Source organism: Nocardia beijingensis NBRC 16342 (assembly GCF_001612785.1).
Taxonomy (GTDB): Bacteria; Actinomycetota; Actinomycetes; order Mycobacteriales; family Mycobacteriaceae; genus Nocardia; species Nocardia beijingensis.
Window position 1 is genome coordinate 64,056 of record NZ_BDBC01000021.1, and the last position, 23,252, is coordinate 87,307.

24 protein-coding genes are annotated in these 23,252 nt (G+C 69.5%); 8 read left to right on the plus strand and 16 right to left on the minus strand.

The genetic code is table 11. The annotated features are described in order from the left end of the window. The first annotated feature begins 179 nt into the window (after window positions 1-179). Both NB3_RS35900 and mmuM read left to right on the plus strand, forming a co-directional pair. Window positions 180-839, plus strand: a complete 660-nt coding sequence (locus tag NB3_RS35900) for a phosphate signaling complex PhoU family protein (RefSeq protein WP_067803007.1) — start codon at window positions 180-182, stop codon at window positions 837-839. Between the two features lie 49 nt (window positions 840-888). After that, entirely contained in the window at window positions 889-1,776 is an 888-nt protein-coding gene (mmuM, locus tag NB3_RS15455) for a homocysteine S-methyltransferase (RefSeq protein ID WP_084486271.1), read from the plus strand. Window positions 1,777-1,781: 5 nt separating this feature from the next. Here the strand turns inward: mmuM and NB3_RS15460 are convergent, their stop codons facing one another. Beyond that, the gene (locus tag NB3_RS15460) at window positions 1,782-2,642 is read right to left on the minus strand and encodes an RNA polymerase sigma factor (RefSeq protein ID WP_067803009.1); all 861 of its coding nucleotides are present in this window, start codon (window positions 2,640-2,642) and stop codon (window positions 1,782-1,784) included. Window positions 2,643-2,706: 64 nt separating this feature from the next. Then, complete coding sequence (locus NB3_RS15465) at window positions 2,707-3,579, minus strand: haloalkane dehalogenase (RefSeq protein ID WP_067803016.1); 873 nt, start codon at window positions 3,577-3,579, stop codon at window positions 2,707-2,709. Between the two features lie 669 nt (window positions 3,580-4,248). Here NB3_RS15465 and NB3_RS15470 point away from each other — a divergent pair. Next, window positions 4,249-4,971 carry an HNH endonuclease family protein gene (locus NB3_RS15470; protein ID WP_067803019.1) on the plus strand — a complete coding sequence of 241 codons (723 nt, stop codon included), beginning with the start codon at window positions 4,249-4,251 and terminating at the stop codon, window positions 4,969-4,971. Window positions 4,972-4,974: 3 nt separating this feature from the next. Here NB3_RS15470 and NB3_RS15475 read toward each other — a convergent pair whose 3' ends face one another. Both NB3_RS15475 and NB3_RS15480 read right to left on the minus strand, forming a co-directional pair. Then, window positions 4,975-5,991: a zinc-dependent alcohol dehydrogenase family protein gene (locus NB3_RS15475; RefSeq protein WP_084486266.1), complete on the minus strand. Its 1,017-nt coding sequence runs from the start codon at window positions 5,989-5,991 to the stop codon at window positions 4,975-4,977. Beyond that, window positions 5,991-6,434 carry a hypothetical protein gene (locus NB3_RS15480; RefSeq protein ID WP_067803022.1) on the minus strand — a complete coding sequence of 148 codons (444 nt, stop codon included), beginning with the start codon at window positions 6,432-6,434 and terminating at the stop codon, window positions 5,991-5,993. Before NB3_RS15480 ends, NB3_RS15475 begins: the two co-directional genes overlap by 1 nt. Window positions 6,435-6,520: 86 nt before the next feature. Here NB3_RS15480 and NB3_RS15485 point away from each other — a divergent pair, with 86 nt between their 5' ends. Beyond that, a complete protein-coding gene (locus tag NB3_RS15485; protein ID WP_067803025.1) occupies window positions 6,521-7,312 on the plus strand; it encodes a helix-turn-helix domain-containing protein in 792 nt (263 codons plus the stop codon). 182 nt (window positions 7,313-7,494) lie between these two features. Here NB3_RS15485 and NB3_RS15490 read toward each other — a convergent pair whose 3' ends face one another. The 4 genes from NB3_RS15490 to NB3_RS15505 all read right to left on the minus strand — a co-directional run bounded on the left by NB3_RS15490 (window position 7,495) and on the right by NB3_RS15505 (window position 12,332). Continuing rightward, window positions 7,495-8,697, minus strand: coding sequence for an FAD-dependent oxidoreductase (locus tag NB3_RS15490; RefSeq protein ID WP_067803028.1), 1,203 nt, complete (start codon window positions 8,695-8,697; stop codon window positions 7,495-7,497). A gap of 181 nt (window positions 8,698-8,878) precedes the next feature. After that, complete coding sequence (locus NB3_RS15495) at window positions 8,879-9,523, minus strand: PadR family transcriptional regulator (protein ID WP_067803031.1); 645 nt, start codon at window positions 9,521-9,523, stop codon at window positions 8,879-8,881. Between the two features lie 60 nt (window positions 9,524-9,583). After that, entirely contained in the window at window positions 9,584-11,617 is a 2,034-nt protein-coding gene (locus NB3_RS15500; protein WP_067803034.1) for an MDR family MFS transporter, read from the minus strand. A 55-nt stretch (window positions 11,618-11,672) separates the two neighbouring features. Further along, window positions 11,673-12,332: a TetR/AcrR family transcriptional regulator gene (locus NB3_RS15505; protein ID WP_067803037.1), complete on the minus strand. Its 660-nt coding sequence runs from the start codon at window positions 12,330-12,332 to the stop codon at window positions 11,673-11,675. Window positions 12,333-12,493: 161 nt separating this feature from the next. On the opposite strand from NB3_RS15505, the gene NB3_RS15510 reads away from it, so the two are divergent. From NB3_RS15510 to NB3_RS15525, 4 genes are all read left to right on the plus strand, one after another. Beyond that, window positions 12,494-13,903, plus strand: coding sequence for a lipase family protein (locus NB3_RS15510; RefSeq protein ID WP_371855906.1), 1,410 nt, complete (start codon window positions 12,494-12,496; stop codon window positions 13,901-13,903). Window positions 13,904-14,017: 114 nt separating this feature from the next. Continuing rightward, complete coding sequence (locus tag NB3_RS15515; protein WP_067803041.1) at window positions 14,018-14,893, plus strand: oxidoreductase; 876 nt, start codon at window positions 14,018-14,020, stop codon at window positions 14,891-14,893. Window positions 14,894-15,278: 385 nt separating this feature from the next. Next, entirely contained in the window at window positions 15,279-15,749 is a 471-nt protein-coding gene (locus NB3_RS15520) for a transcriptional regulator (RefSeq protein WP_067803044.1), read from the plus strand. Next, window positions 15,746-16,108 carry a DUF3817 domain-containing protein gene (locus NB3_RS15525; protein ID WP_067803046.1) on the plus strand — a complete coding sequence of 121 codons (363 nt, stop codon included), beginning with the start codon at window positions 15,746-15,748 and terminating at the stop codon, window positions 16,106-16,108. Before NB3_RS15520 ends, NB3_RS15525 begins: the two co-directional genes overlap by 4 nt. A gap of 7 nt (window positions 16,109-16,115) precedes the next feature. On the opposite strand, the gene rdgB is transcribed toward NB3_RS15525, so the two are convergent. The 8 genes from rdgB to NB3_RS15565 all read right to left on the minus strand — a co-directional run bounded on the left by rdgB (window position 16,116) and on the right by NB3_RS15565 (window position 23,214). Further along, window positions 16,116-16,727 (minus strand): RdgB/HAM1 family non-canonical purine NTP pyrophosphatase, encoded by a 612-nt coding sequence (gene rdgB, locus NB3_RS15530; RefSeq protein ID WP_067803050.1) that lies wholly within the window; start codon window positions 16,725-16,727, stop codon window positions 16,116-16,118. Continuing rightward, window positions 16,727-17,497, minus strand: a complete 771-nt coding sequence (gene rph / locus NB3_RS15535; protein WP_067803145.1) for a ribonuclease PH — start codon at window positions 17,495-17,497, stop codon at window positions 16,727-16,729. Before rph ends, rdgB begins: the two co-directional genes overlap by 1 nt. Window positions 17,498-18,335: 838 nt before the next feature. Then, complete coding sequence (locus NB3_RS15540; RefSeq protein WP_067803053.1) at window positions 18,336-19,100, minus strand: cyclic nucleotide-degrading phosphodiesterase; 765 nt, start codon at window positions 19,098-19,100, stop codon at window positions 18,336-18,338. Window positions 19,101-19,168: 68 nt separating this feature from the next. Then, the gene (locus tag NB3_RS15545) at window positions 19,169-19,882 is read right to left on the minus strand and encodes a rhomboid family intramembrane serine protease (RefSeq protein WP_084486268.1); all 714 of its coding nucleotides are present in this window, start codon (window positions 19,880-19,882) and stop codon (window positions 19,169-19,171) included. A gap of 53 nt (window positions 19,883-19,935) precedes the next feature. Continuing rightward, the gene (locus tag NB3_RS15550) at window positions 19,936-20,898 is read right to left on the minus strand and encodes a cysteine synthase (protein WP_067803058.1); all 963 of its coding nucleotides are present in this window, start codon (window positions 20,896-20,898) and stop codon (window positions 19,936-19,938) included. 8 nt (window positions 20,899-20,906) lie between these two features. Then, complete coding sequence (locus NB3_RS15555) at window positions 20,907-21,179, minus strand: MoaD/ThiS family protein (protein WP_067803067.1); 273 nt, start codon at window positions 21,177-21,179, stop codon at window positions 20,907-20,909. 33 nt (window positions 21,180-21,212) lie between these two features. Next, window positions 21,213-21,632: a M67 family metallopeptidase gene (locus NB3_RS15560; RefSeq protein ID WP_067803148.1), complete on the minus strand. Its 420-nt coding sequence runs from the start codon at window positions 21,630-21,632 to the stop codon at window positions 21,213-21,215. 520 nt (window positions 21,633-22,152) lie between these two features. Next, on the minus strand, window positions 22,153-23,214 hold the full coding sequence (locus NB3_RS15565; RefSeq protein ID WP_067803071.1) for a P1 family peptidase: 1,062 nt from the start codon (window positions 23,212-23,214) through the stop codon (window positions 22,153-22,155). Window positions 23,215-23,252: the final 38 nt, after the last annotated feature.

The window sequence follows — 23,252 nt, forward strand, 5'->3', positions numbered from 1 at the left end:
ACCCGCTGTCATGGGAAAGCGCCCGCAGCCGAAAGACGAAGTCACATCGCGAGATCACCCGCGTTTCCCTCGGCCGCCCGGCGGCGCGATCGCGCGCGGGCGAGCCGAGGCGATGTCGTTACCGAAGAACATCCGGCAAGGAATCGACCCCGCACCGGTCGATAGGTGAGAATTTGGCGGTGCGCACCCAGTTCACTGCCGAGCTCATCGCGTTGACCAACGACCTGACGCAGATGTGCACGCTGGCCCACGACGCCGTCGAGCGCGTCACCGACGCGCTCGTCGACGCCGACCTCACCGCGACCTACGAGGTCTTCGCGCTCGACGAGCAGTTGCAGAAGATGTACGGCGCGTGCGAGGCGCGCACCGTGGTGCTGCTGGCATTACAAGCGCCGGTGGCCCGCGACCTGCGCCACGTGGTGACCGCGATCCAGATCGCCGGTGAACTGTCACGCATCGGATGGCTCGCCAGCCGGGTCGCCGACAAGGTGTACCAGAGCCACCCAGGACACGTTGCGGGGCAACCCATCCTGGACATCCTCGCCGCGATGGGCAAGCTCGCGGCCGAGCGCACGGCCTTGGCCGGGCGCGCCGTCGCCGGTCAGCACCCGCTGCCGGAGCAGGAGCCGCAGGCCAACTCGATGGAAACGCTGCATCAGCAGTTGCATGCCGCGCTGCGCAACCCGGATTCCCAGCCGTCCACCGAGGTCGCGATCGATATCGCGCTGCTGGGGCACCACCTGGAACGCTGCGCCGATCACACCGCGCGCATCGAGCGGCTCATCCGTTTCCTCGACACCGGGGTTCCCCCGACCGCCCAGCCCGCCGACGACGAGTGAGTCCGCGTTCTACAGTGGAGCCGTGCTGTTCGACCCGGCGGCGGGGGCTCTGATCTCGGACGGTGGATTGGCCTCCGAGCTGGAAGCACGCGGCCACGACCTGTCCGGCGCGCTGTGGTCGGCCCGCCTGCTCGTGGACGATCCGGCCGCGATCCGGTCGGTGCACGAAGCCTATTTCCGCGCGGGCGCCGACATCGCCACCACCGCGACCTACCAGGCTTCCTTCGAGGGTTTCGCCGCGCGCGGGCTGACCAGGGCGCAGACGGTGCGGCTGTGGCGGCGTGGTGTGGCGCTGGCCCGCGCGGCCCGCGACGCCTGCGCCGACGACCGGCGCCGATGGGTCGCCGCCTCGGTCGGCCCCTACGGCGCCGCGCTGGCGGACGGATCGGAATACCGTGGCCGCTACGGGCGCACCGTGGCCGAACTGCGGGCCTGGCACCGGCCGCGCATGGAGGTGCTCGCCGAGGCGGGCGCCGACCTGCTGGCCCTGGAGACCGTCCCCGACATCGACGAAGCCGAAGCGCTGGTGGACGTGGTGAACGACCTCGGCGTGCCCGCGTGGCTGAGTTACACCATCGACGGAACGCGCACCCGGGCCGGACAGCCGCTCACCGACGCCTTCGCGGTGGCCGCCTGCTCGGACGCGATCGTCGCGATCGGGGTGAACTGCTGCGCGCCCGTCGATGTCGCCGCCGCGGTGGAACTCGCCGCAGGCACCGGCAAACCCGTGGTCGCCTATCCGAACAGCGGTGAGGCTTGGGACGCGGTGCGCCACCGCTGGAGCGGACCCGCACGGTTCACGACGGGACAAGCCCGGGACTGGCTCGCCCGAGGCGCACGGATCATCGGCGGGTGCTGCCGCGTCGGTCCGGCCCGGATCGCCCGCCTGGCAACGGAACTACGGGACCACCCACCCGCCGCCGAAGCACCGGGCTGATCGCTTCACGTCTCCTCGAGCATCGGGAAACGGCCCGAACCGAGCAGTCCGGCGATCGCGTCCATCTTCGCCCGCGGCGCGGCGTAGTCGGGATGCGCGCGCAGCACCGACGCCGCGTCGTGCAGCCGGATCATCTGCCGTTCGGCCTCGGCCGCGGTGCGTCCGCCCGCGCTGACCGGATGGCGCGTGTACACCGGACGGCTCGGGTCGATCCGCCCCAGCGCGACGGCTTTGTCCACTCGGCGTGAGCAGCGGCAGAACGCCGCGGGATCGACCAGGCCACAGGTCGCGTTCAGGAAGTTCCCGAGTCGTTTCTTGGCGCGCTCCAACCGCTTTCGATAGGCGGCGGGAGTGATGTCGAGAATCCAGGCGGCCTCGGTGGAGTTCAGCTCGAATACGTCGCCGAGCACGAAGGCGATTCGTTCGTCCCTGGCCAGGCATTGCAACATGCCCTGACTACACGTCAGCCGCACCTCGGCGGTCAGCAGCACCGCTTCCGGTCCGCGATAGTCCGCTTCCGAGAGTCCGTCGGCCAGCCCGTCACGGTAGGCGTCCAAACTCAGTTCCGCGGCCTCCTGCGGAGTCTGCCGCCGCAGATTCAGCAGGTGGTTGACGCCGATGCGGTAGGCCCAGGTGAGCAGTTTCGCCTCGGCTCGCCAGGTGTGCAGATGATCGAGGACGCGCACCAAGATCTCCTGGGTCGCGTCCTCGGCCTCCGCTGGCCGCCAGACCATGCGCAGCGCCAGCCGATACAGCGGGTCCTGCAACAGGCGCACCACCTGCGCGACGGCGTCCCGGTCACCCGCGACCGCGCGGGCGACCATGGCCTTCTCCCGCGCCGCGGCCTGCTCCTGCTCCGTGCTCATCCGGCCATCTTTCGGCCCGCGCCGCGGTCGGCGCAAGCACTGCCGGATCACATCGCGACCGGTGTCACGCGGCGGCGGCCGTCCCGACCAGGGCGTGCCGGTCGAGCCACTGCGCGACCGCCCGGCCGATCTCCTCCGGCCGGTCCTCCGGCGCGTGGTGGCCCGCAGGGCCGATCGGCGCGACCTCCGCGCTCGCGAAGGTGCTCGCGGCCCAGTCGATCGCCTCGGCCGACCCGAGCCCCACACCGTCCTCCAGCGCCATCAGCAACTTGGGCACCTCGGGCGTCGCGGCCGCCCATGCGCCGTAGTTCCGCACCAGGGCCACCACGTCGGCGGGCTCGCCGTCGAGGGGGAACTCTCGCGGCCACACCAGCAGCGGCTTACGCGAGGCCGGCGTCGGATACGGCGCCCGATACACGTCGTGATCCTCCGGCGACAGGTCGATGATGCCCTTCGGCAGGTTGAACTCGATGAAGGTGTTCTCCTCCAGGATCATCCGCTCCCCTTCCGCGGAACGGAACTTCCGGAACAGCTCGGCGCCGAGCGGAGGCAGCTCGTCGAAGCGCATCGGCCGCAGGAACGTCTCGATCAGTGCGATGCCGCGCACGCGGCCTGGATGCCGAGCGGCCCAGTCCATGCCGAGCGCGCCGCCCCAGTCGTGCCCGACCAGCACCACCCGGTCCAGCCCGAGCGCATCGAACCAGGCGTCGAGGTAGGCGGCGTGATCGGTGAAACGGTAGGCGCTGTCCGGCTTGCCCGAGTCCCCCATGCCGATCAGGTCCGGCGCCAGCACCCGGGTCCGGTCGGCGACGTGCGGAATGACGTTGCGCCACAGATAGGAGGAGGTCGGATTGCCGTGCAGGAACACGACCGGGATCTCGCCCGCACCGGTGTCGCGGTAGTGGATGAACGAATCGATGACGTCGACGGTAGGCATGATGTGGTCCTTTCGGGGTCCGGCTTTTCGCCTGCACCCGTTTGGACACACGAATCCCGCCGCCTGTGACCGCAGACGGAGTGAGCATCGTCACAAGCCCGTCGAGCCGGACGACGCGGGGCTGGCAGACCTGGGTCACATCCGTACTCATGCAGTAGATACATGGCCGAAACTGAAGATCGGCTGAGAAATTTTCCGGACAGTCCGAACGAACTTGCCAACTCGCGCGGCTGCTATCTACTGTCTTGATACGTAGAACCAAGCGTGATCGAGACGGAGCGGATGCGTGCAACCGGAGAGCGGCTTCCCTGGTCACCGGCGCCAACCGGACACCGATCACCCCTGATCATCACGAGCGAGCCCGGAGCAGGCGCGGCTCGACACCTCGGGACCTCCCCCTCATCAGCCCCGTGGTGTCGTCCCAGTGCGGTCTTCGGAGTGGACAACCATCCGCACAACCGCGCGGCTCCACCGGCCTCCTCGTGATAAACCGCCCCCGAATCGGCGCCGGCACGGCGATTCGGGGGCGGCCCCGTTCTCGGGCCTCCGCGCTCTGCTGCGAGGTTCGCTGTGCCGAATCTCATACGCGCCATTCGGATGTGCGAACCTCGCCACTGGATACCTTGACGCCGGTTACAGTTCCAAGTGGATGCGGCGTTAGGAAGTTCGATGAAGTCCACAGTGCAACGGCTGGCTCTGATCGGCGTCATGGTGGCGACTTCCATCGGACTGGTCTCCTGCACCACCGTTCCGCCCGGCGATTCCGCGGCCTCCGGCTGCGGTTCCGGCGGCCGAGCCTGCGCCGACGCGCCCGCCCCCATTCCATCGCGCGACGCGCTCGCGCTCCTGAACTCGCTGCGCGTGGCCGACCGCGCGCCCAAAACCGGCTACAGCCGCGACGAATTCGGGCCGCCCTGGTCCGACAACGTCTCGGTGCCCGGCGGCAACAACGGCTGCGACACCCGCAACGACATCCTCCAGCGCGACATGACCGACGTGACGTTCAAGTCGGGCAAGTGCATCGTCGCGACCGGAAGGCTGGCCGACCCCTACACCGGCAAGACCATCGACTTCAAGCGCGGCACGAAGTCCTCCGACGACGTGCAGATCGACCACGTCGTCGCGCTGTCGGACGCCTGGCAGAAAGGCGCGCAGAAACTTTCCGCCGAACGCCGCCGCGACCTGGCCAACGACCCCCTGAACCTGCAAGCCGTCGACGGCCCGACCAACCAGTCCAAGAGCGACTCCGACGCGGCCGAGTGGCTGCCGCCGAGCAAGGGTTACCACTGCGCCTACGTGACCAGGCAGATCCAGGTGAAGACGGCCTACCAGCTGTGGGTCACCCCCGCCGAGAAGGACGCCATGACAAGGATTCTCACCGCCTGCCCCTGAGCACTAGGGAAACTCGATCACCACCTTCCCGAACGGATTCCCGGTACGGAAGTACCGATAGGCCGCTTCGGCTTCGGCGAAGGCGAATACGCGGTCGATGACGGGACGCATCCGTTGGGCGATGATCGCTCGGTTCATCGCCTCGAAATGCGCCCTGCTGCCCACCGCGATGCGGCGGATGGACAGGTACGACGTCCCGAACGGGTTGCCCGCGGGCGGGTCGGCGGCGGGCATCGCGCCGATCATGGTGATCCGTGCGTTGTATCCGCCCGACCGCACGGATTTCGCCAGCGTCGGCATGCCCACCGCGTCGAGGATGTGTTCCACACCGTCGCCGCCGGTGCGGTCGAGCACGGCCAGTTCCCAGTCCGGAGTCCGACTCCGATTGATCACCTCGTCGGCGCCGAGCGCGCGCAGCCGCTCGGCCTTGCGCTCGCTCGACGTCACCGAGATCACCTCGGCGCCATGCATTTTCGCGTACTGCACGCCGAAAAGCGCCACCGATCCACTGCCTACGGTCAGCACGGTCTCGCCGGGCCGCACCGGCAGCGGCGTGCTCAGCGCGGCCCACGCCACCACCCCGGCGCAGGTCAGCGTGGCGGCTTCCACATCGGTGAGATGGCTCGGGACGTGCACCACCGAATCCTCCTCCAGCACCGCGTAAGTGGCGAGCATGCCGGGATACGTCGCGCCGTACTGCTCGAGCACGTGCGCTCGGCGCTGCGGACCGTCGATCCAGCGGACGAAGTAGGTGGCGGTCACCCGGTCGCCCACCGCGGCGCGCGTCACGTGCTCGCCAACCGCGATCACCTCGCCGACGCCGTCGCTGAGCGGGACGACGCCCGGGGTCGCAGGCAACGGGTACGTCCCGTCCAGCAACATCAGATCGCGACGATTCAGGGACGCCGCACGCACCCGGATCACCACCTGGCGTGGGCCGGGCGCGGGCAGCTCCCGCGGCGCGGCCGTCAGCGCGGCCGCCCCGCGCGCGGGATCGAGATGGTAGGCGGTGGCCGTCATCACGCGACGCCGATGTACTGGTGGTCCCACCGGATGCGGCCCGCGTCGTCCAGCGCGATGACGTCGTATCCACCGCCCACGACCGCACCGTCGGCCTTCGTCACCATGTGCCAGGTCAGGCCGATCAGGTCCAGGGAAAGGCGGACCGCGTGCCCCTCGGGTACGAACACGTGCTCACCAGGGGCGACGAACTCCTCGTACGCGCGATCGACGCGCCGGTCCAGAGCTTCGTAGCCGCGGATCTCCACGGTCGGGATCGGGAAGGACAACCGGGTCAGCGCCTCCCGCATCGCCTGCGGCGGATCCACCAGCACCTGGGCGCCGTCCTCGGCCCACAGCTGCCGGATGCGCTTGCGCCTTGCCTCGGCGTCCGGCTCGTTCCACAGCGCGATATAGCGTTCGGCGAATCGGGACAGTTCCTGCTCATCGAGTGTCTTGCTCATGCGGCGAAGTCTTGCCGTCGTTCGACGCCTGTGCGATTCCCCGCAAGGTATGGCGAGCCCGCCGCCCCGCGCCCGATACTGCTGCCATGACGACGGCGGCCGAGTCCACCGGGTTCGCCCGGCAGCTCAAGCATTGGCGCACGCTGCGCCGGGTCAGCCAGCTGGATCTCGCGATCCGCGCCGACACCACCCAGCGTCATCTGAGCTTCCTGGAACAGGGCCGCTCGCGCCCCGGACGCACCATGGTGGTGCGCCTGGCCGAATCACTGGAGCTGTCGCTGCGTGAGCGCAACGGACTGCTGCTCGCGGCGGGTTACGCTGCGGTCTTCCCCGAATCGGCGCTCGACACCGAGACGTTGGCGCCGGTGCTGGAGGCGTTGCGGGCGATCCTCGACGGCCACCTGCCCTACCCGGCGCTGGTGGTCCGCCCGCACGGTGTGCTGCTCGCCGCCAACGCGGCCTTCGGCGTGCTCACCGAGGGCGCCGCCCCATGGCTGCTGGAACCGCCGGTCAACGTGCTGCGGCTGGCGCTGCACCCGGACGGCCTTGCCGCCCGCGTGCTCAACCTGCCGGAATGGGGACGGCACGTCACCGAGGCGCTGCGCAACCGGATGGACCGCAGTCCTGATCCCGCCTTGGACGAGCTGATCGCCGAACTGGAGACCTATCTGCCGCAAGCCGAGCCGGGTCCGGATCATCTCGGCTTCGCGGTACCGCTGCGCCTGCGCAGCGCCGAAGGCGAGTTGCGTCTGATCACCACGCTCACCTCGTTCGCCACCGCGGTGGACGTGACGCTCGCCGAGCTGCAATTGGAGGCGTTCCTGCCCGGCGACGAGCAGACCGCGCGCATCCTGCGCGACCGCGCGACGCGATACTGACCGCTCGCGCTCACCAGTGCCGCGCCGCAGCGGTCAGCGGTGGACGAGCCGCTCGACGTGGGTGGACGGCAGGAATACAACGCTTCCGGCCCGAACGTCCGAGGGGCGGCGGCGAGCCGGACGAGAGCTGTTGTAGATAGGCCCCGCAGATCGCCAGGACCTGCGGGGACCTATCGACCGACTCAGACCGACGCGAGCTCGCGCTCGGCCGGAGCGTCCCAATCGATCCGGTAGCGCTGCTCCGGCCCCATGGTCTTCTCCGGTTTCATCACGGTCTTGGCCAGCACCGGCATGAGCAGCTGCATGACCTTGCGCCCCACCGGCCCCGGCGTCTTGCTGTGGTTGATCTTCGCGGCGCGGGCCGCGACGCCCTCCACCCGCTCGCGCCGCAAGCGCTCGTAGACCGCGAACGCCTCCGCAGCCGGCAGGTCACGCAGGCAGCGGGCCAGCTGCACGGCGCTCTCGATCGCCAGCGACGCGCCCTGACCGGAGCTGTTGGACGGAGCGTGCACCGCGTCGCCCACCAGCACCATCCGCCCGCGATGCCAGTGCGGCACCGGCGGCATGATGTGCAGCGCGCCGACCACCTCCAACTGCTCCTCGGTGGTGCGCCGGGCGAGTTCGCCGCCCGGCGTGTCGTCGCGGTAGGTCTCGCGCAAGATCTTCAACCAATGGGCGCTCGGCACCGCCCGCGCCGCGGTGAGCGACAGATACTCCTTGTGCGGCAGGTTGGCTCCCCACGCCACCCGCCCGTCCCCGAGCGGCCAGTACAGGTAGTACGCCCGCTTGCCGAACGCGAAAGTCATGGTGTCCGGCGGGATGTCGGCGTCGCACTCGGTGGTCGCGCCGAAGCCGAGCATGCCGGTGTAGTCGGGGCCCGGCGCGTTCGGGTCGATCAGCGTGCGCACCCGTGAACGGATGCCGTCCGCGCCGATCAGTACGTCGGCGGTGGCCGTGCTGCCGTCGGCGAACATGGCCGTGACGCCCAACTCGTCCTCGTGCGCGTCCACCAGGCGCTTGTTGTACTCGAACGGAACGCCCGCCGCGACCGCGTGCTGGTGCAGCGTTCGGTGCAGCTCACTGCGATCGACCAATTGCAGCGGCGGCAGATCGGGGATGCCGGGCATCTCCAGCACCTTGGCGCCGACGGACATGTTCATATTGCGGACCGACAGCGCGATCGCGCGGACCGGGTCGCCCGCCCCGATGATGTCGAGCGCGGCGACGCCGTTCGGCGCCAGCGCGAGCCCGCTGCCGATGCCGTAGGAAGGGCCGGGGTAGGCCTCGTAGACGCGGGCGTCGATGCCCGCTTTGCGCAGGGCCGTCGCGACGACGGGACCGGCGATGCCGCCACCGATCACCAGGGCGGTACGTGTTGTGGACATGGGTGTCTCCAGGATTCGTGCGATACGGGTTCGGTTGCCCGAACCGACTCGCGCGCCACCCACCCGGTTATCCTGTGGTTGCCAGCCTTGTAGCCGGGTGCGCGTTCGCGGGCGCGGTTCGAGACTGTTCGATCGGGCCCGGCGGCGGTGTTGCCGCACCTTCGCCGGGTCCGGTTCTCGGCTAGTTCTCGGCCATCCCCCTCTCCACCATTTCGTCGACGTCGGACGGCAGCATGCCGCGCTCGTGCCACTCGCGCCATTGCGCCAGTCCGGGGAAGGTGCCCTCGGTCAGCTCCGCGCGCAGCGAGCGCGTCCACGCCGCCTCGGCCTCCAGCATCGCCAGCCCGAACTCGGATTCGATGATGAACAGCCGCGGCAGCGTGCCCGCGAGTTCGCCGAGTTCGCGGCGCACGGTGGCGATGGTTCGCTCCAGCGCTTCGAGGCGGGTGCCGAGCAGTTCCACCACCTCGGCGGGCGGAAGCACCGCGAGAATCGACAGGCCCGCGACGAACCGGTGATGTTCCGGCTCCGGAGTGGACAGCAGTTCCCTGGTCCAATCGGCCATCTCGGCGCGGCCCGCGTCGGTGATCCGGTAGATCACCCGCTCGGGCCTGGCGCCCGCCCGTTCACTGCCGACGACCTCCAGGAACCCGACCTTGGCCATGTTCTGCACGACCGTGTAGAGCGAACCCCACTTGATCGCCATGTCGTGGTCCTTGCCCCGCTCGCGCAGGGTCTGGGCGATTTCGTAGCGGTGCATCGGGCGCTCGATGATCACCGACAGCACCGCGAGCGCCAGCAGGTTGTCGACCTTGCGTTTCTTCATCGCGGCACCTCCCTTACTCGTCTACGAATATACGTCTACGAGTAATCGGCCGCAAGCGGGTCAGGCCGGCACCGTTTCCTGTGCGCGCGCCTGGTCTTCCAGCAACTTCGTGGCGATGTTCGCCAGCGCTTGGTCCAGCAGCGCGCGATCGGCGGGATCGGCCTCGTTCCAGTCGTCGAGCCTGGTGTCGAGCCAGCGCCGCCAGGCCGCCTTGATCCGATCCATCTCGGCCGCACCGGCAGCGGTGAGCCGCAATCGCTGCCCCTCCCGCGTCAGATAACCCTCCGCGCCGACCTGATCGTAGATCGGCTCGATCACCTCTTCGGGCACGTGGTGCGCCCGCGCGATCCCGGTCAGCGTGGCGTCGCCGCGCACGCGATCGCGCAGATAGACCTGCCCGAGTGCCCATGCCTCGCCACGCGTGAGGTCACTGTCCGCGTCGGCGAGGATGCGCGGACCGATCGGATCCTGCGCCCCAGCCCTGCGCATGGTGCCCGCGATCGCCCGTTCCAGTTGCACCAGCCGATCGGGCGAGTCGGGCACCGAGAACCCTTCGCCCACGTCGCCCGCGCCCGCCCGCGCGCTGTCGCGCAGCGGCACCTCGGGCAGGAACCACGCGACCACGAATCCGGTCAGCGCGATCGGCACGACCCAGAAGAACACGTGGTCGATGGCGTTCGCGTACGCATCGATGATCGGCGCCGACTGTTCGGCGGGCAGCGCGCGCAACGCCTGCGGGTCCGCCGCGACCGCGGGCGGCACCACCCCGACCCTGGCCAGGGCAGCGGCGAGTTCGGGGCCGATCCGGTTGCTGTAGAGGGTGCCGAAGATGGCCGTTCCGAAGGCGCTGCCGAGCGTGCGGAAGAACGTGACGCCGGAGGTCGCGGTACCCAGCTGGGCGTAGGGCACGGTGTTCTGCACGACGATGGTCAGCACCTGCATCGCCAGTCCGATGCCGAGGCCGAGGATCAGCATGTACAGCGACTCCAGCCAGGTGCCGGTGTCGCGGCCCATCGTCGACATCAGATACAGGCCCAGCGACATCACCAACGTGCCCACGATCGGGAAATACCGATAGCGCCCGGTCTTGCCGACCACCTGCCCGGACAGAATCGACGTGGCGAACAGGCCCGCAACCAGCGGCAGCGTGCGCACGCCCGACATGGTGGCCGAAACGCCGTCGACGTATTGCAGATACGCGGGCAGGTAGGTCATCGAGCCGAGCATCGCGAAGCCGACGATGAAGCTGAGGATCGAGCACACCGTGAACACCTGGCTGCGGAACAACCCCATCGGCAACATCGGCTCGGCGGCCCGCAACTCCACCGCGACGAACGTGGCGAGCAGGAACACCGCCGCGGCGAACAGCCCGATGATCGTCGGCGAATTCCACGCGTATTGCTGCCCGCCCCATTCCAGGCCGAGGATCAAGCAGGAGACGCCCGCCGCCACCAGGCCGATGCCGAGATAATCGATGACCGGCTTGGCCGCGGCGCGCACCCGCGGAATGGTGCGGGCCGCCAGCGCGATCATCACCACCGCGACCGGCACGTTGACGTAGAAGCACCAGCGCCAGCTGGCATGGTCGGTGAACAGGCCGCCCAGCGTCGGGCCGATGACGGTGGTCACGCCGAATACCGCGCCCAGCGCCCCCTGGTACTTGCCCCGCTGCCGCAGCGGGATGATGTCGGCGATCAGCGCCATCGACGTGACCATCAGCCCGCCCGCGCCGAAGCCCTGGATGCCGCGGGCGAGGACGAGCAACAGCATGCCGTTGGCCAGACCCGCGACCATCGAGCCGACGATGAAGATCACGGCACTGACCTGGAACACCAGCTTGCGGCCGAACAGGTCGCCGAGCTTTCCGGCCAGCGCCGTCGCGACCGCCTCGGCGAGCAGGTACGAGGTGACCACCCATGCCATGTGTCCCGCCCCGCCGAGGTCGGCGACGATGGTGGGCAGCGCGGTGGACACGATGGTCTGGTCCAGCGCCGCCATCAGCATGCCGAGCACGATGGTGCCGAACACGATGTTGGTCTTGGCCCTGCCCATCGGAGCGACAGGGTCCGCGGCGACAGCAACCGAACCGGCCATCAGCTCAGTATGGGCTTTTGCCTTTCGAATGGATATCCAGCGACACGGCAGCGAATCAGCGGGGCGCACTCTCCGGCGCGTCGTCCCCGCGCTCGATGAGCGACATCGCGATGGGGACGAGCAGATCGACGAGCTCGGCCACCGTCGGACGCGGATCGGCGAGCACCCACTCGTGCGCGAGGCCGTTGATCGCGCCGATCAAGGCGCTCGCCCCCCAGCCGGGGGCGCCGCGTATCCGCGAACCGGGAGCGACCACCGGCACCACGCGGGACTCCAGCACGGCCGCCCACGCGTGCCTGCGCTCGCGCCGGTGCCGCTCCATCCGCTCGCTCACCCCGACCACTTCGATGAAGGCGACCTTCGCGCGATAGGGATCGGAGCCGATCGATTCGAGGTAGGCGGTCACCACGGCGGTCATCGCCGCGCGCAGGTCGAACCGCGGGTCGAGCGCGTCCATCCGCGCGACCACGGCGGCGGCGGCCTCGTCCTGGATCCGGTCGTACGCGGCGACCAGAACGTCTTCCCTGGCCTGGAACTCCTCGTAGAACTGTCGCTTGGACAAGCCCGCGGCGGAGCACACGTCGGCCAGCGAACAGTCGGCATAGCCGCGCTCGGCGAAGATCCGGGTGGCCGCCTCGAGGAATCGCTGACGCCGCTCGGCTTTCCGCTCCACGACGGCACGCCCGCCGTATTGCCTGCCCACTGTCGCCGTCACATCTCTCACCGTAGCGAAATCACGGCGACCGCGAACCGGTCCCGCCCGCCTGGACGGCCGCCGATTCGTACTTGTGATCGGCGTCATGACGCCGCATACTCGGGCCAGTCTGAAACCGATGGGGCTCACAAATGTGGCTCACCGAACGAAGAGGTTCTCGCGTGGTCATTTCCCGCAAACACGCACCGAAGCTGCTCGCGGCGCTCGCCGCGGTCGCGGTGGGGCTGCCGTCGCTACCCGGCTCCGCGGCCGCCGAGCCCCAGCCGGACGCCCCGGCGGTCCAGCCCGCGCTGCCGTTCCCGATTCCGCCCCTGCCACCCGGTTTCGACCCGGCGTTCTACCGCCCGCCCGCGCAGGCCTACGCCGACCTGGCTCCCGGCCAGGTCATCGCCGCGCGCCAGGTAAATCTGGCCAACCTGTCCCTGCTCCCGGTGAACGTGGATGCCTGGCAGCTGTCCTACCGCTCCACCAACTCCCGCGGCGAGGCCATTCCCGCCGTGGCCACGGTGATCAAGCCGCGCGGTTACGCCGCCGACCGGCCGCTGTTCTCCTACCAGATCGCCGAGGACTCCACCGGCAACTACTGCATGCCGTCGTATCAGCTCCAGATGGGTTCCATCCCGGCGACCTTGACCGGCTCGACCCTGGTGGCCGCGCAGTTCCTCGAGGTGCAGGCCGCGCTGGCCCAGGGCTGGGCCGCGGTGATCCCCGATCACCAAGGACCCGATTCCGCTTACGCGGCGGGGCCGTTGGCGGGCCGCATCACGCTCGACGGCATTCGCGCCGCGGAGAACTTCGCGCCGATGCAACTGACCGGGACCGGGACCAGGGTCGGGATGATGGGCTACTCGGGCGGCGCGATCGCGACCGGCTGGGCCGCCGAACTGAAGCGCGACTACGCCCCCGAACTGAACGTGGTCGGCGCCGCGGAGGGCGGCATCCCCGCCGACCTGTCGGCCGCCTTGCGGATGGCCAACGGCAACCTCTCCGCCGGACTGATCTTCGCGGGCGCGCTCGGGGTCTCCCGCGAATATCCGGAGCTGCGCAGATTTCTCGACGAGAACGCCAACGGCCTGGGCAAACTCATGATCGCGGGCAAAGAGCAACTCTGCGCGAGCTACCAGGCCGCGCTGTTCCCGTTCGCGGACAACCTCGGGATGCTGGCGAAGAACCCCTTCACCGACCCCGACGTCGTGGCTGTCCTGAACAAGACCAAGCTGGGCCAGGCGGTGCCGGACATGCCGATGCTGATGTACCAGGCCAACGCCGACTGGCTGATTCCGGTCGGGCCGGTCAACGAGTTGGTCGGAACGTATGCCGAGGACCCCGGCGCACGGGTCGAGTACATCCGCGACCACTTCAGCGAGCACCTCACCCTCGACCCGATCGCCGCGCCGCGCGCGCTGCTGTGGCTGCGGGACCGGTTCGCGGGCGTGCCGGTGGCCGGCGGCGTCACCGTCACCGATGTCGGCTCGATGACGCTGGACCCCGCTACCTGGCAGGTCTGGGGCGATACGGTGGGCGATATCCTCGCGGCCGCCTTCGGGCAACCCATCGGCAGCGGCCGCTGAACAACCGGTCGACAGCTCGTGTCGCGGTCGCGTTCCACGACACTAGCTTCCGCGTCTGAGACGATCGTTACCGATAACCTTCCCCGTAAACTTACTCCAGAGTAAGGTTGACGCATGGCGTGGAAACCAGCTGAGATCCCGGACCAGACGGGACGCACCTTTGTCATCACCGGCGCGAACGGCGGCCTCGGCGCCGTCACCACGAAAGTCCTGGCCGCCAAGGGCGCGACGGTGATCATGGCCTGTCGCAACGCGGGCAAGGCGAAAGAGGTGGCCGCGGGCATCGACGGCGATGTCCGCGTGGCGGAACTGGACCTGGCCGATCTGTCCTCGGTGCGCAAGTTCGCCGCCGACTGCGACCGGTTCGACGTCCTTGTCAACAACGCGGGCCTGATGAACATCCCGTTCTCGCGGACCAAGGACGGCTTCGAGACCCAATGGGGAGTCAATCACCTCGGACACTTCGCGCTCACCGGCCTGCTGCTGGATCGCATCACCGACCGGGTGGTCACCCTGTCCAGCATCGCGCACAAGCAGACGCCGAAGCTCTGGGTCGATGACCTCGACTATGAGAAGCGCCGGTATCAGCGCAATCTCGCCTATGCGCAGTCCAAGCTGTGCAATCTGATGTTCGCGCGCGAACTGCAACGCAGGTTGCGCGAATCCGGCTCGCCCAAGCGCTCCTACGCGGTGCACCCCGGTGTCTCGGCCACCGACCTCTTCGCGCACACCGAGACCCCGCTCGATCACATCTCCAAGCCGTTCATCCGCCTGATCGGCCATTCCCCCGCCAAGGCGGCGCACTCGACGTTGTTCGCCGCCACCATGCCCGACGCCGACCCCGAGACCTACTGGGGCCCGACCCGTCTCTTCGGCAGCCAGGGCCCGGTGAAGCCCTCGTCGTCCACCCGCCTGTCCCAGAACCGGGACCTGTGGCAGCGGTTGTGGGCCGAATCCGAGCGCAAGACCGGCGTCATCTACTCGGTCTGAACCGGGCGACAACGAAGCAGTCGACCGGCAACCGCTCCACCGCCGACCCGGTCCGGACGTCCCGAGCCACGACGCCCGCGCGTCGGCTCGGGTCGGACCGGCGCGTCGACAGCCCACCACCGGCGGAGTTGGTGCGCCCGCAGCCGGGCGGCGCCCCGCACAGTGGGCTCGAGCATCCACTCCGATCCGGACCACCCGCGCCGGCGCCCGTCACGCGGGCGGCGGCGCCGCGCCCGGAGCCGATTTCTGTCGCGCAGGCCGCTCGTGCGTTTCCGATCGAACCACGTCGACGGCCCCTCGCCGCCGCGATGCCGTGGTCACAGCGGGCGATGGACGGCGTACCTCGTTCTACGGCTCGCGTAGTAGAACGGGTACCGTAGAAGCCGTGTCCGCCTCACCCCGCCGCTCGGCACACAACCGCCCGGCCCTCATCGCGCTGGTGATCATCGCCGCGCTGGGCTGCCTGGGGCTGGCCTGGTGGCAATGGGAGCGGTACGAGTCCGCGACCGGCACCGCACAGAATCTCGGCTACGCGTTGCAGTGGCCCCTGTTCGCGGGATTCGCCGTCTTCGCCTACTTCCGGTTCGTGCGACTCGAACGCGAGGCGGGCGAACCCCCGGAGAAGAACGATTCCGCCGCGGCGCAGCGGCACGCTTCCCCCGCCGGGCGCACCGCGAAGCCGACCGCGCCGACCGAACTGCCGCCGGGCCTGCTGCCCGAGCGGCCGAAAGCCGTCCGGGACGAGGATCCCGTGCTCGCCGAGTACAACCGGTACCTCGCCGCACTGCACGCCAACGACATCGATGAGCAGGTCCGCGCCGCGGGCCTGCACACCCGCGAGAGGAGCGCCGGTTGACCACCAGCGAGAATTCCACCGAGACCACCGCACCGGCCCCCGCCGGGAACGCGGCCAAGATCGGCCCGGCACTGCTGCGCTACCGGGCGCTGGCCTGGATCACCGGCCTCTGGCTGCTGCTGCTCACCGGTGAGATGATCGCCAAATACGGCTTCGACGTGGCCACCCCCAGCTGGATCGCCGTGGTGCACGGCTGGGTGTACTTCGTCTACCTGCTGGTCACCGCCGACCTCGCGGTCAAGGTCCGCTGGCCGGTGCTGCGCACCGTCGGCACCTTGCTCGCGGGCACCATCCCGCTGCTGTCGTTCTTCGTCGAGCACGTCAACGCCAAACAGGTCAAGCAGACCTACGGCGTCTGAGGCCGCGTCAGCCTTCGGCGAGCGCCGCCAGCGCGGGCGTCAACTGGGCCAGCGCCCGCCCCCGATGCGACACCGCGTCCTTCTGGGCGGGCGTCAGCTGGGCCGCGGTGACGTCGCCGCCCTCCGGGATGAACAGCGGATCGTAACCGAAACCGCCGTCGCCCACCGGCTTGCGCCCGATCGAACCGGGCCATTCACCGCGCACCACGGTCTCCGCGCCGCCCGGCACCACCAGCGCGCAGGTGGACACGAACCGCCCGCCGCGCCGCTCGTCCGGCACATCGGACAGCTGGGCCAGCAGCAGCGCGTTGTTGGCCGCGTCGTCGCCGTGCCTGCCCGACCAGCGCGCCGACAGCACCCCCGGCATGCCGTTCAGCGCGTCCACCTCGATGCCGGAATCGTCGGCGACACACGCCAACCCCGTGGCCGCCGCGCCGTCGCGGGCCTTGGCCAGCGCGTTCTCCTCGAACGTCGCGCCGGTCTCCGGCGCCTCGTCGTACGGGGGCACATCGTTCAATCCGACGAGCTCGATCCCGCCGATGCCCGCCTCGTCGAGTATGCGGCGCAACTCGTTCAGTTTCTTGGCGTTTCGGCTGGCCACCAGCAGACGGCGGGTCATCACTTCTTCTTCGGCTCGACGGGTTCCGGAAGCACACCGGGATACGGCAGCGCCAACGCCTCCTTCTGCACGACGAACAACTGCTCACAACTCGCCAGCGCCGCGTCGAGCAACTTGTCCAGCGTGGAGCGCGGGAAGGTGGCGCCCTCGCCGGTGCCCTGGATCTCCACCAGCGTTCCGGTGTCGGTGGCGACCACGTTCATGTCGACCTCGGCGCGCGAATCCTCCTCGTAAGGCAGATCCACGCGCACCCGGCCGTCGACCACGCCGACGCTCACCGCGGCGATCGCGCAGGAGATCGGCTGCGGGTCGGCCAGCGCGCCCGCCGCGCCGAGATAGGTCACGGCATCCGCCAGCGCCACGTAGGCGCCGGTGATGGCGGCCGTCCTGGTGCCGCCGTCGGCCTGCAGCACATCGCAGTCGATCGCGATCGTGTTCTCGCCGATCGCCGCCAGGTCGATGCAGGCCCGCAGCGAGCGGCCCACCAAGCGGCTGATCTCCTGGGTCCGCCCGCCGATCCGGCCCTTCACCGACTCACGCCCGCTGCGGGTGTGCGTCGCGGCGGGCAACATCGCGTATTCGGCGGTGAGCCAGCCCAATCCGGAGTCACGCCGCCACGGCGGCACCCCGTCGGTGACGCTCGCGGTGCACATCACCCGCGTCTGCCCGAACTCCACCAGCACCGAACCAGCTGGATGCGTGGTGAACCCACGGGTGATCCGGACCTCGCGGAGCTCATCGTCCGCCCTGCCATCGGCTCGTCTCGACACGGCCACAGAATACTGGGTTGGATTTGCCGCGCCTTCGCGCGGCGTGTTCGCGGCCCCTTTGTGGCTCGTGTTCGAGCGACCGCCGCTTGCTCCTTCGTCGCGGACGCGGCGGCCGCTCGAACACGAGCCGGGCCGCGAACGGCACATGCTCGGTCTCGCTTCGCTCGAAACCTGTAGTGGTGGTGCGCTGGGGACGTTGCGTGACAAGCGCGTGATTCAGGGCGCGCCCCTGGCGCGGGGCGTCGTTCGCCGTCGCACGCACCTTCGCCACATGCACGGCAGTCGCGTGCACACGAGCCGGGGCCGGGCACGAGCCGGGGCCCGCTCTCGCGCTTCGCTCGAAAGACGTAGTTGCGGCGCACTGGGCACGTTGTGATGACAAGCGCATGATTCAAGGCGCGGCCCCTATACGCGGGGCGTCGTACGCCGTCGCACGCAACTTCGCCACATGCACGGCAGTCGCGTGCACACGAGCCGGAGCCGGGCACGAGCCGGGGCCCGCTCTCGCGCTTCGCTCGAAAGACGTAGTTGCGGTGCGCTGGGCGGGGGGATCACGGCTGTGGTCAGAGGCGTACCAAGAGAGAGTTCGGCCGTTTCTTCGTCGAACTCGCTGTGTGAGCCATGGGCGGTCACAGCGCGAAGCGCGGGCCGATTGGAGCTGGCACCGATTTGTGGCAGCCGGATCGTCCCTGAGCTTCGGCAGACGGATGTCCTCACGGATTCGTGGATCGGCGCGTCGCGCGGACGACCCGGCGCGTTGCGGCAGCGCGCCTCACATGTCCGACGTGGCGAACCCGTTCGATGAGTGCGGACCGGTCTCGTCGTTACCGGACTGTGGTCAGAGATCGAAGGTTTCGCCCGGGGCCACCGCGTGCACGGGGCCGGTGAACTGTTCCTTCGCCTCGGCGATCACGTCTTCGCGGGAGGTCCATGGGGGGATGTGGGTGAGCAGGAGTTCCTTCACGCCTGCCTGGGCGGCGATCTGGCCTGCCTCGGTGCCCGAAAGGTGAATGCCGGGTGGGCGATTCGCCGGGTCGTGGGTCCAGGATGCCTCCGCCATCAGGATGTCGGCGCCCTGCGCGAGTTCGTGGACCTGGGGGCACATCGCGGTGTCGCCGGTGTAGACGAAAGTGCGGCCCGCGGCGGTGACGATGCGCAGACCGTAGGACTCCGGCGGGTGGTACATCCGGCGCGCGGTGACGGTGTGACCCGGCCCGAAGGAGACGGGCTCGCCTTCGACCCAGGCGCGCATGTCGATCACATCGGACCAGTCGTCGCATTCGCCGCCGACCTCGGCGGAGGCGTTGCCGATGCGCAACGAGGTGTCCGACGGGCCGCGCACGATCGCCTTTCCCTCCGGGGGCGTCGGGTGGTAGCGGCGCCACACCAGCAAACCGGGCAGGTCGAGGCAGTGGTCGGCGTGCAGATGGGTCAGGAAGATGTCGACCTCACCGGGATCGGCGTGGCGCTGCAACGCGCCCAGCACTCCCGGACCGAAATCGATGACCGTCGGCCGCATGTCCGAGCCGGTCAGCAGGTAACCCGACGCGGGAGAGTCCGGGCCGGACACACTGCCCGAGCACCCGAGGACGGTAAGGCGCATCCCCCCATGCTGCCACGCGGAATTCTCACTCAAGAAAGGATCCCCCACATTTCCGGCGGGCCGCCCACTCACCGCGGCGACGCACCGGTTCCGGCTCGATTCCCGCGGCGGTTTCGTCGTGCATCCGAAGAGAGTACCCAGCCGGCCAGCAATCCACTCACAGCGCCGAATAGATGCCCCTGCCAAGAGATTCCGGGCGGTCCGGGCAGCACACCCCACAGCAGCGACCCGTAGAGGGCCAAGACGACCAGGCCGAGCACGATCTGCCCGACGTTGCGGGCGAACCACCCCCGCGAGATGAGGAAGGTCAACCAGCCGAACACCAGCGACGACGCGCCGATATGCGTGCTGCCCGTCGCCCCGGTGAGCCAGACGCCGAGCCCGGCCCCAAGCCAGATGATCGCGGTCGCGGCCAGCCCGCGTCCGATGCCCGTCACCAAGACCAGGAAACCGAGCACGAGCACCGGGAGCGTGTTGCCGATCAGGTGCGGCCAGCCGCCGTGCAGCAACGGGGCGAACAGGATGCCGGTCAGCCCGTCGGCGCTGCGCGGTTCGATGCCGGCGTGGTCGAGCCGTCCTCCGACGGCGGTGTCCACCCCTTCCACGCCGTACAGCACTCCCACGAATCCGGCGATCAGCACACCGGCCCGCAGCCACAGTTGCTTGATCGCGGCGAAGCCTCCGGCGGAGGGCATGGGCGCACCTGCGGGCTTGCCCGTGTGCGCACGAAGCGCCGCCAACCGATCAGGGTCGAACGACGGACCAAGTCCCGCGCCGGTCATCGCCACCTCCTCGCCGTCCCCGCCTCACCGAGGGTACCGGCGCGGCCGGGGAATCAGGCCCAGAGCTGGCCGTCGAGCCGCTCTTCCGCCTCTTCGAGCGTGCCGTCGTAGGCGCCGGTCGAAAGATACTTCCATCCGCCGTCGGCCACCACGAACGCGATGTCGGCGCGCGCGCCCGCCTTGACCGCCTTGCGGGCGACGCCGAGCGCGGCGTGCAGGATGGCGCCGGTGGAGATCCCCGCGAAGATGCCCTCTTCGAGCACCAGTTCGCGGGTGCGTTTCACCGCGTCGTAGGGACCGACCGAGAAACGGGTGGTCAGCACGCTCTCGTCGTACAGCTCGGGAATGAATCCCTCATCGATGTTGCGCAGACCGTAGACCAGTTCGCCGTAACGCGGCTCGGCGGCCACGATCTCGATGCCGGGCACCTTCTCCCGCAGGAAGCGGCCGGTCCCCATCAGCGTGCCCGTGGTGCCGAGACCCGCGACGAAATGAGTGATCTCGGGCAGGTCGGCCAGGATCTCCGGGCCGGTGGTCTCGTAGTGCGCCGACGCGTTCGCCGGGTTGCCGTACTGGTAGAGCATCACCCAGTCGGGATTCTCCGCCGCGATCTGCTTGGCCAGCGCGACGGCCTGATTGGAGCCACCCGCCGCGGGGGAGTCGATGATCCGCGCCCCGAACATGGTGAGCAACTGCCGCCGCTCCACCGAGGTGTTCTCCGGCATCACACAGACCAATTGGTAGCCCTTGAGCTTCGCCGCCATGGCCAGCGAGATGCCCGTGTTGCCGCTGGTGGGCTCCAGGATCGTGCAACCGGGCCGCAGCAATCCGTCGGCCTCGGCCTGCTCGATCATCCGCAGGGCCGGCCGGTCCTTGATCGAGCCGGTGGGGTTGCGATCCTCCAGCTTGGCCCACAGTCGCACGTGGTCGTCACCGTCCCAGCGCGGCGACAGGGTGCGCAGCCCGACCAGCGGGGTGTTGCCGAGGGTCGCGATCAGCGATTCGTAACGCGCCACGGAACGGGTCAGCCTCCGGCCACGGCGGGCAGGATCGTCACGCTGGCGTCCTGCGGCACTTCGGCCTCCAGCCCGCCCGCGAAGCGCACGTCCTCGTCGTCGACGTAGATATTGACGTAGCGGTTGAGCTTGCCGTCCTTGAGCAGGCGCTCGGCGAGCCCTGGATGGTTGGCCTCGAGGTCGGCGATCAGCGCCGACAGCGTGGCGCCCTCCGCCTGCACGCGCTTCTCACCTCCGGTGAGGCCGCGCATGATGGTCGGAATGGAGACGGTTACCGGCATGGGTACTCCTCGGTTTCGCGAACAGGCATCGGTCTAGTTCTCGTACGCGTCGACGATCCGCACCGGCTCCTCGGTGACCTCACCGTCCACGATCCGGTAGCTGCGCAGCTCGTGCTGCTCGGGATCGCGGGTGGAGATCAGCACGTAGTGCGCGAACGGCTCGGAGGCGTAGGACACGTCGGTCCGGCTCGGATAGGCCTCGGTGGCGGTGTGCGAGTGGTAGATGACGACCGGCGCCTCGTCGGCGTCGTCCATCGCGCGCCACACCTTCAGCTGCTCGCCGGAGTCGAAGCGGTAGAACGTGGGCGAACGCTCGGCGTTGACCATGGCGATGAAGCGCTCCGGACGATCCGAGCCCTCCGGCCCCGCGATGACACCGCAGGCCTCGTCGGGGTGATCGGCGCGCGCGTGCGCCACCATCGCCTCCACGAGGTCGGCCCTGATCACCAGCACGAGTCGCACACCTTTCCACAACGCCGACCCATCGCAGTCGACAACGAGCCAGGATATTCGGCTATTCCCCCGGCGACGTCGCCCGGTCCCCGGTTCCGGCCCGTCCGAGACCCGGCGACCGCAGCGCGACACGACAACGGCGCGCCCCCACATCGCGCCCGCGAGCGGCACAACCTGACGCCACCGCTTACGCGAACGAGCATGTTCCGCGCCTCGGCGCACTGGCATCCCGCCAGCGGCGCACCGGCAGTCGCTACTCGCGAGGTCGACCTGTCCCTGCGCCGTGTCTCCCCTGGCGCAACCTGCCGCGAGCTCGCACATCAACGCGCCCGGCTCACCCCAACCACGACTTTCGAGCGAAGCGAGACCTGGCATCCGCCGTTCGCGGCCCGGCTCGCGTCCGAGTGGCCGTCGCGTAGGCGACGAAGGAGCAAGCGGCGGTCGCTCGGATGCGAGCCACAAAGGGCCGCGAACACCCAGCGCCGCAGGCGCTGGAAAGACAAACACTGTTCGCGGCAGATCAAATACCGAACAGATCTTCGTAGGCGGGGATGCCCGCCACCGTGTGCGCCGAGCGGATCGCGTCGACGATGGCCCGCTCGACGCAGACGGCGGCGGCCGTGCAGATCTGATCCAGGACGAGCAGATCGGCGGGGAAGGCGGGCGGCAGCGGCAGGTCGGTGTCCTCCTCCGCCGTCCCGGTGGCGAGCACGAAGAGCGTGTCCCCGTCCAGCGGTGAGTGCGCGGGACGGATCGCACGGGCCAGCCCGTCGTGCGCGGCGACCGCTACCCGCTCGCATCCCGCCGGATCGAGCGCAGCGTCCGTGGCCACGACGCCGATCGTGGTGTTGAGCACGGTGCCCTTCACCGGTAGCGCGTTCGCCGCCGCCAACTGCTCCACCGTCGCGGGCCGCAGACCGAAGAAATCCGGCCCGTCGGTGCCGCACCCCCACGGCAACCCGGTGCGGGGATCGAACACCGAGCCGACGGGATTCGCCACGACCAGTGCCGCGACCGTGATTCCCGCGGCCGCCCCGTCACCCAGCACAATGCTCGCCGTGCCCACCCCGCCTTTGATCGAACCGGCGCGTGCGCCGACGCCCGCGCCGACCGAACCGCGAGCGAAGTCGACGTCCGCCGCCGCGGCGGCTTGATAGCCGAACTCGGCGGTCGGGCGGATGTCCCACGCGCCGACCGGGAGATCGAAGATCACCGCGCCGGGGACGATGGGCACCACCCGGCTCGGGTCCGCAGGGTCCATCACGATGCCCGCGCCGTTCTCCTCCAGCCACCGCATGACACCGTCGGCGGCGGCGAGCCCGAAAGCGCTGCCGCCGGTGAGCAGGATCGCGTCGATCCGACGAACGGTGTTCATCGGATCCAGCAGATCGGTCTCGCGGGTGCCGGGCCCACCGCCGCGCACGTCTACAGCGGCCACCGCGCCGCCGGGCACGCGCACCACCGTGCATCCGGTCGCCGCGCCGGAGCCGAGCGTGGCGTCCGGATCGAGGACGTGATGATGACCGACCAGCACTCCCGGCACGTCGGTGAGCGAATCGCGTTCGCCCGGTTCGGCGTTCAATCTGTACTCCTCACGGCGGACTGCGGTCGATTCCCGCC

Bases quoted from the DNA above. Each gene is read 5' to 3' on its own strand.
- NB3_RS15460 (WP_067803009.1), bottom strand. From the start codon at position 2,642: ATGAGCACGGAGCAGGAGCAGGCCGCGGCGCGGGAGAAGGCCATGGTC.
- NB3_RS15465 (WP_067803016.1), bottom strand. From the start codon at position 3,579: ATGCCTACCGTCGACGTCATCGATTCGTTCATCCACTACCGCGACACC.
- NB3_RS15470 (WP_067803019.1), top strand. From the start codon at position 4,249: ATGAAGTCCACAGTGCAACGGCTGGCTCTGATCGGCGTCATGGTGGCG.
- NB3_RS15475 (WP_084486266.1), bottom strand. From the start codon at position 5,991: ATGACGGCCACCGCCTACCATCTCGATCCCGCGCGCGGGGCGGCCGCG.
- NB3_RS15480 (WP_067803022.1), bottom strand. From the start codon at position 6,434: ATGAGCAAGACACTCGATGAGCAGGAACTGTCCCGATTCGCCGAACGC.
- NB3_RS15485 (WP_067803025.1), top strand. From the start codon at position 6,521: ATGACGACGGCGGCCGAGTCCACCGGGTTCGCCCGGCAGCTCAAGCAT.
- NB3_RS15490 (WP_067803028.1), bottom strand. From the start codon at position 8,697: ATGTCCACAACACGTACCGCCCTGGTGATCGGTGGCGGCATCGCCGGT.
- NB3_RS15495 (WP_067803031.1), bottom strand. From the start codon at position 9,523: ATGAAGAAACGCAAGGTCGACAACCTGCTGGCGCTCGCGGTGCTGTCG.
- NB3_RS15500 (WP_067803034.1), bottom strand. From the start codon at position 11,617: ATGGCCGGTTCGGTTGCTGTCGCCGCGGACCCTGTCGCTCCGATGGGC.
- NB3_RS15515 (WP_067803041.1), top strand. From the start codon at position 14,018: ATGGCGTGGAAACCAGCTGAGATCCCGGACCAGACGGGACGCACCTTT.
- rdgB (WP_067803050.1), bottom strand. From the start codon at position 16,727: ATGACCCGCCGTCTGCTGGTGGCCAGCCGAAACGCCAAGAAACTGAAC.
- NB3_RS15540 (WP_067803053.1), bottom strand. From the start codon at position 19,100: ATGCGCCTTACCGTCCTCGGGTGCTCGGGCAGTGTGTCCGGCCCGGAC.
- NB3_RS15545 (WP_084486268.1), bottom strand. From the start codon at position 19,882: ATGACCGGCGCGGGACTTGGTCCGTCGTTCGACCCTGATCGGTTGGCG.
- NB3_RS15555 (WP_067803067.1), bottom strand. From the start codon at position 21,179: ATGCCGGTAACCGTCTCCATTCCGACCATCATGCGCGGCCTCACCGGA.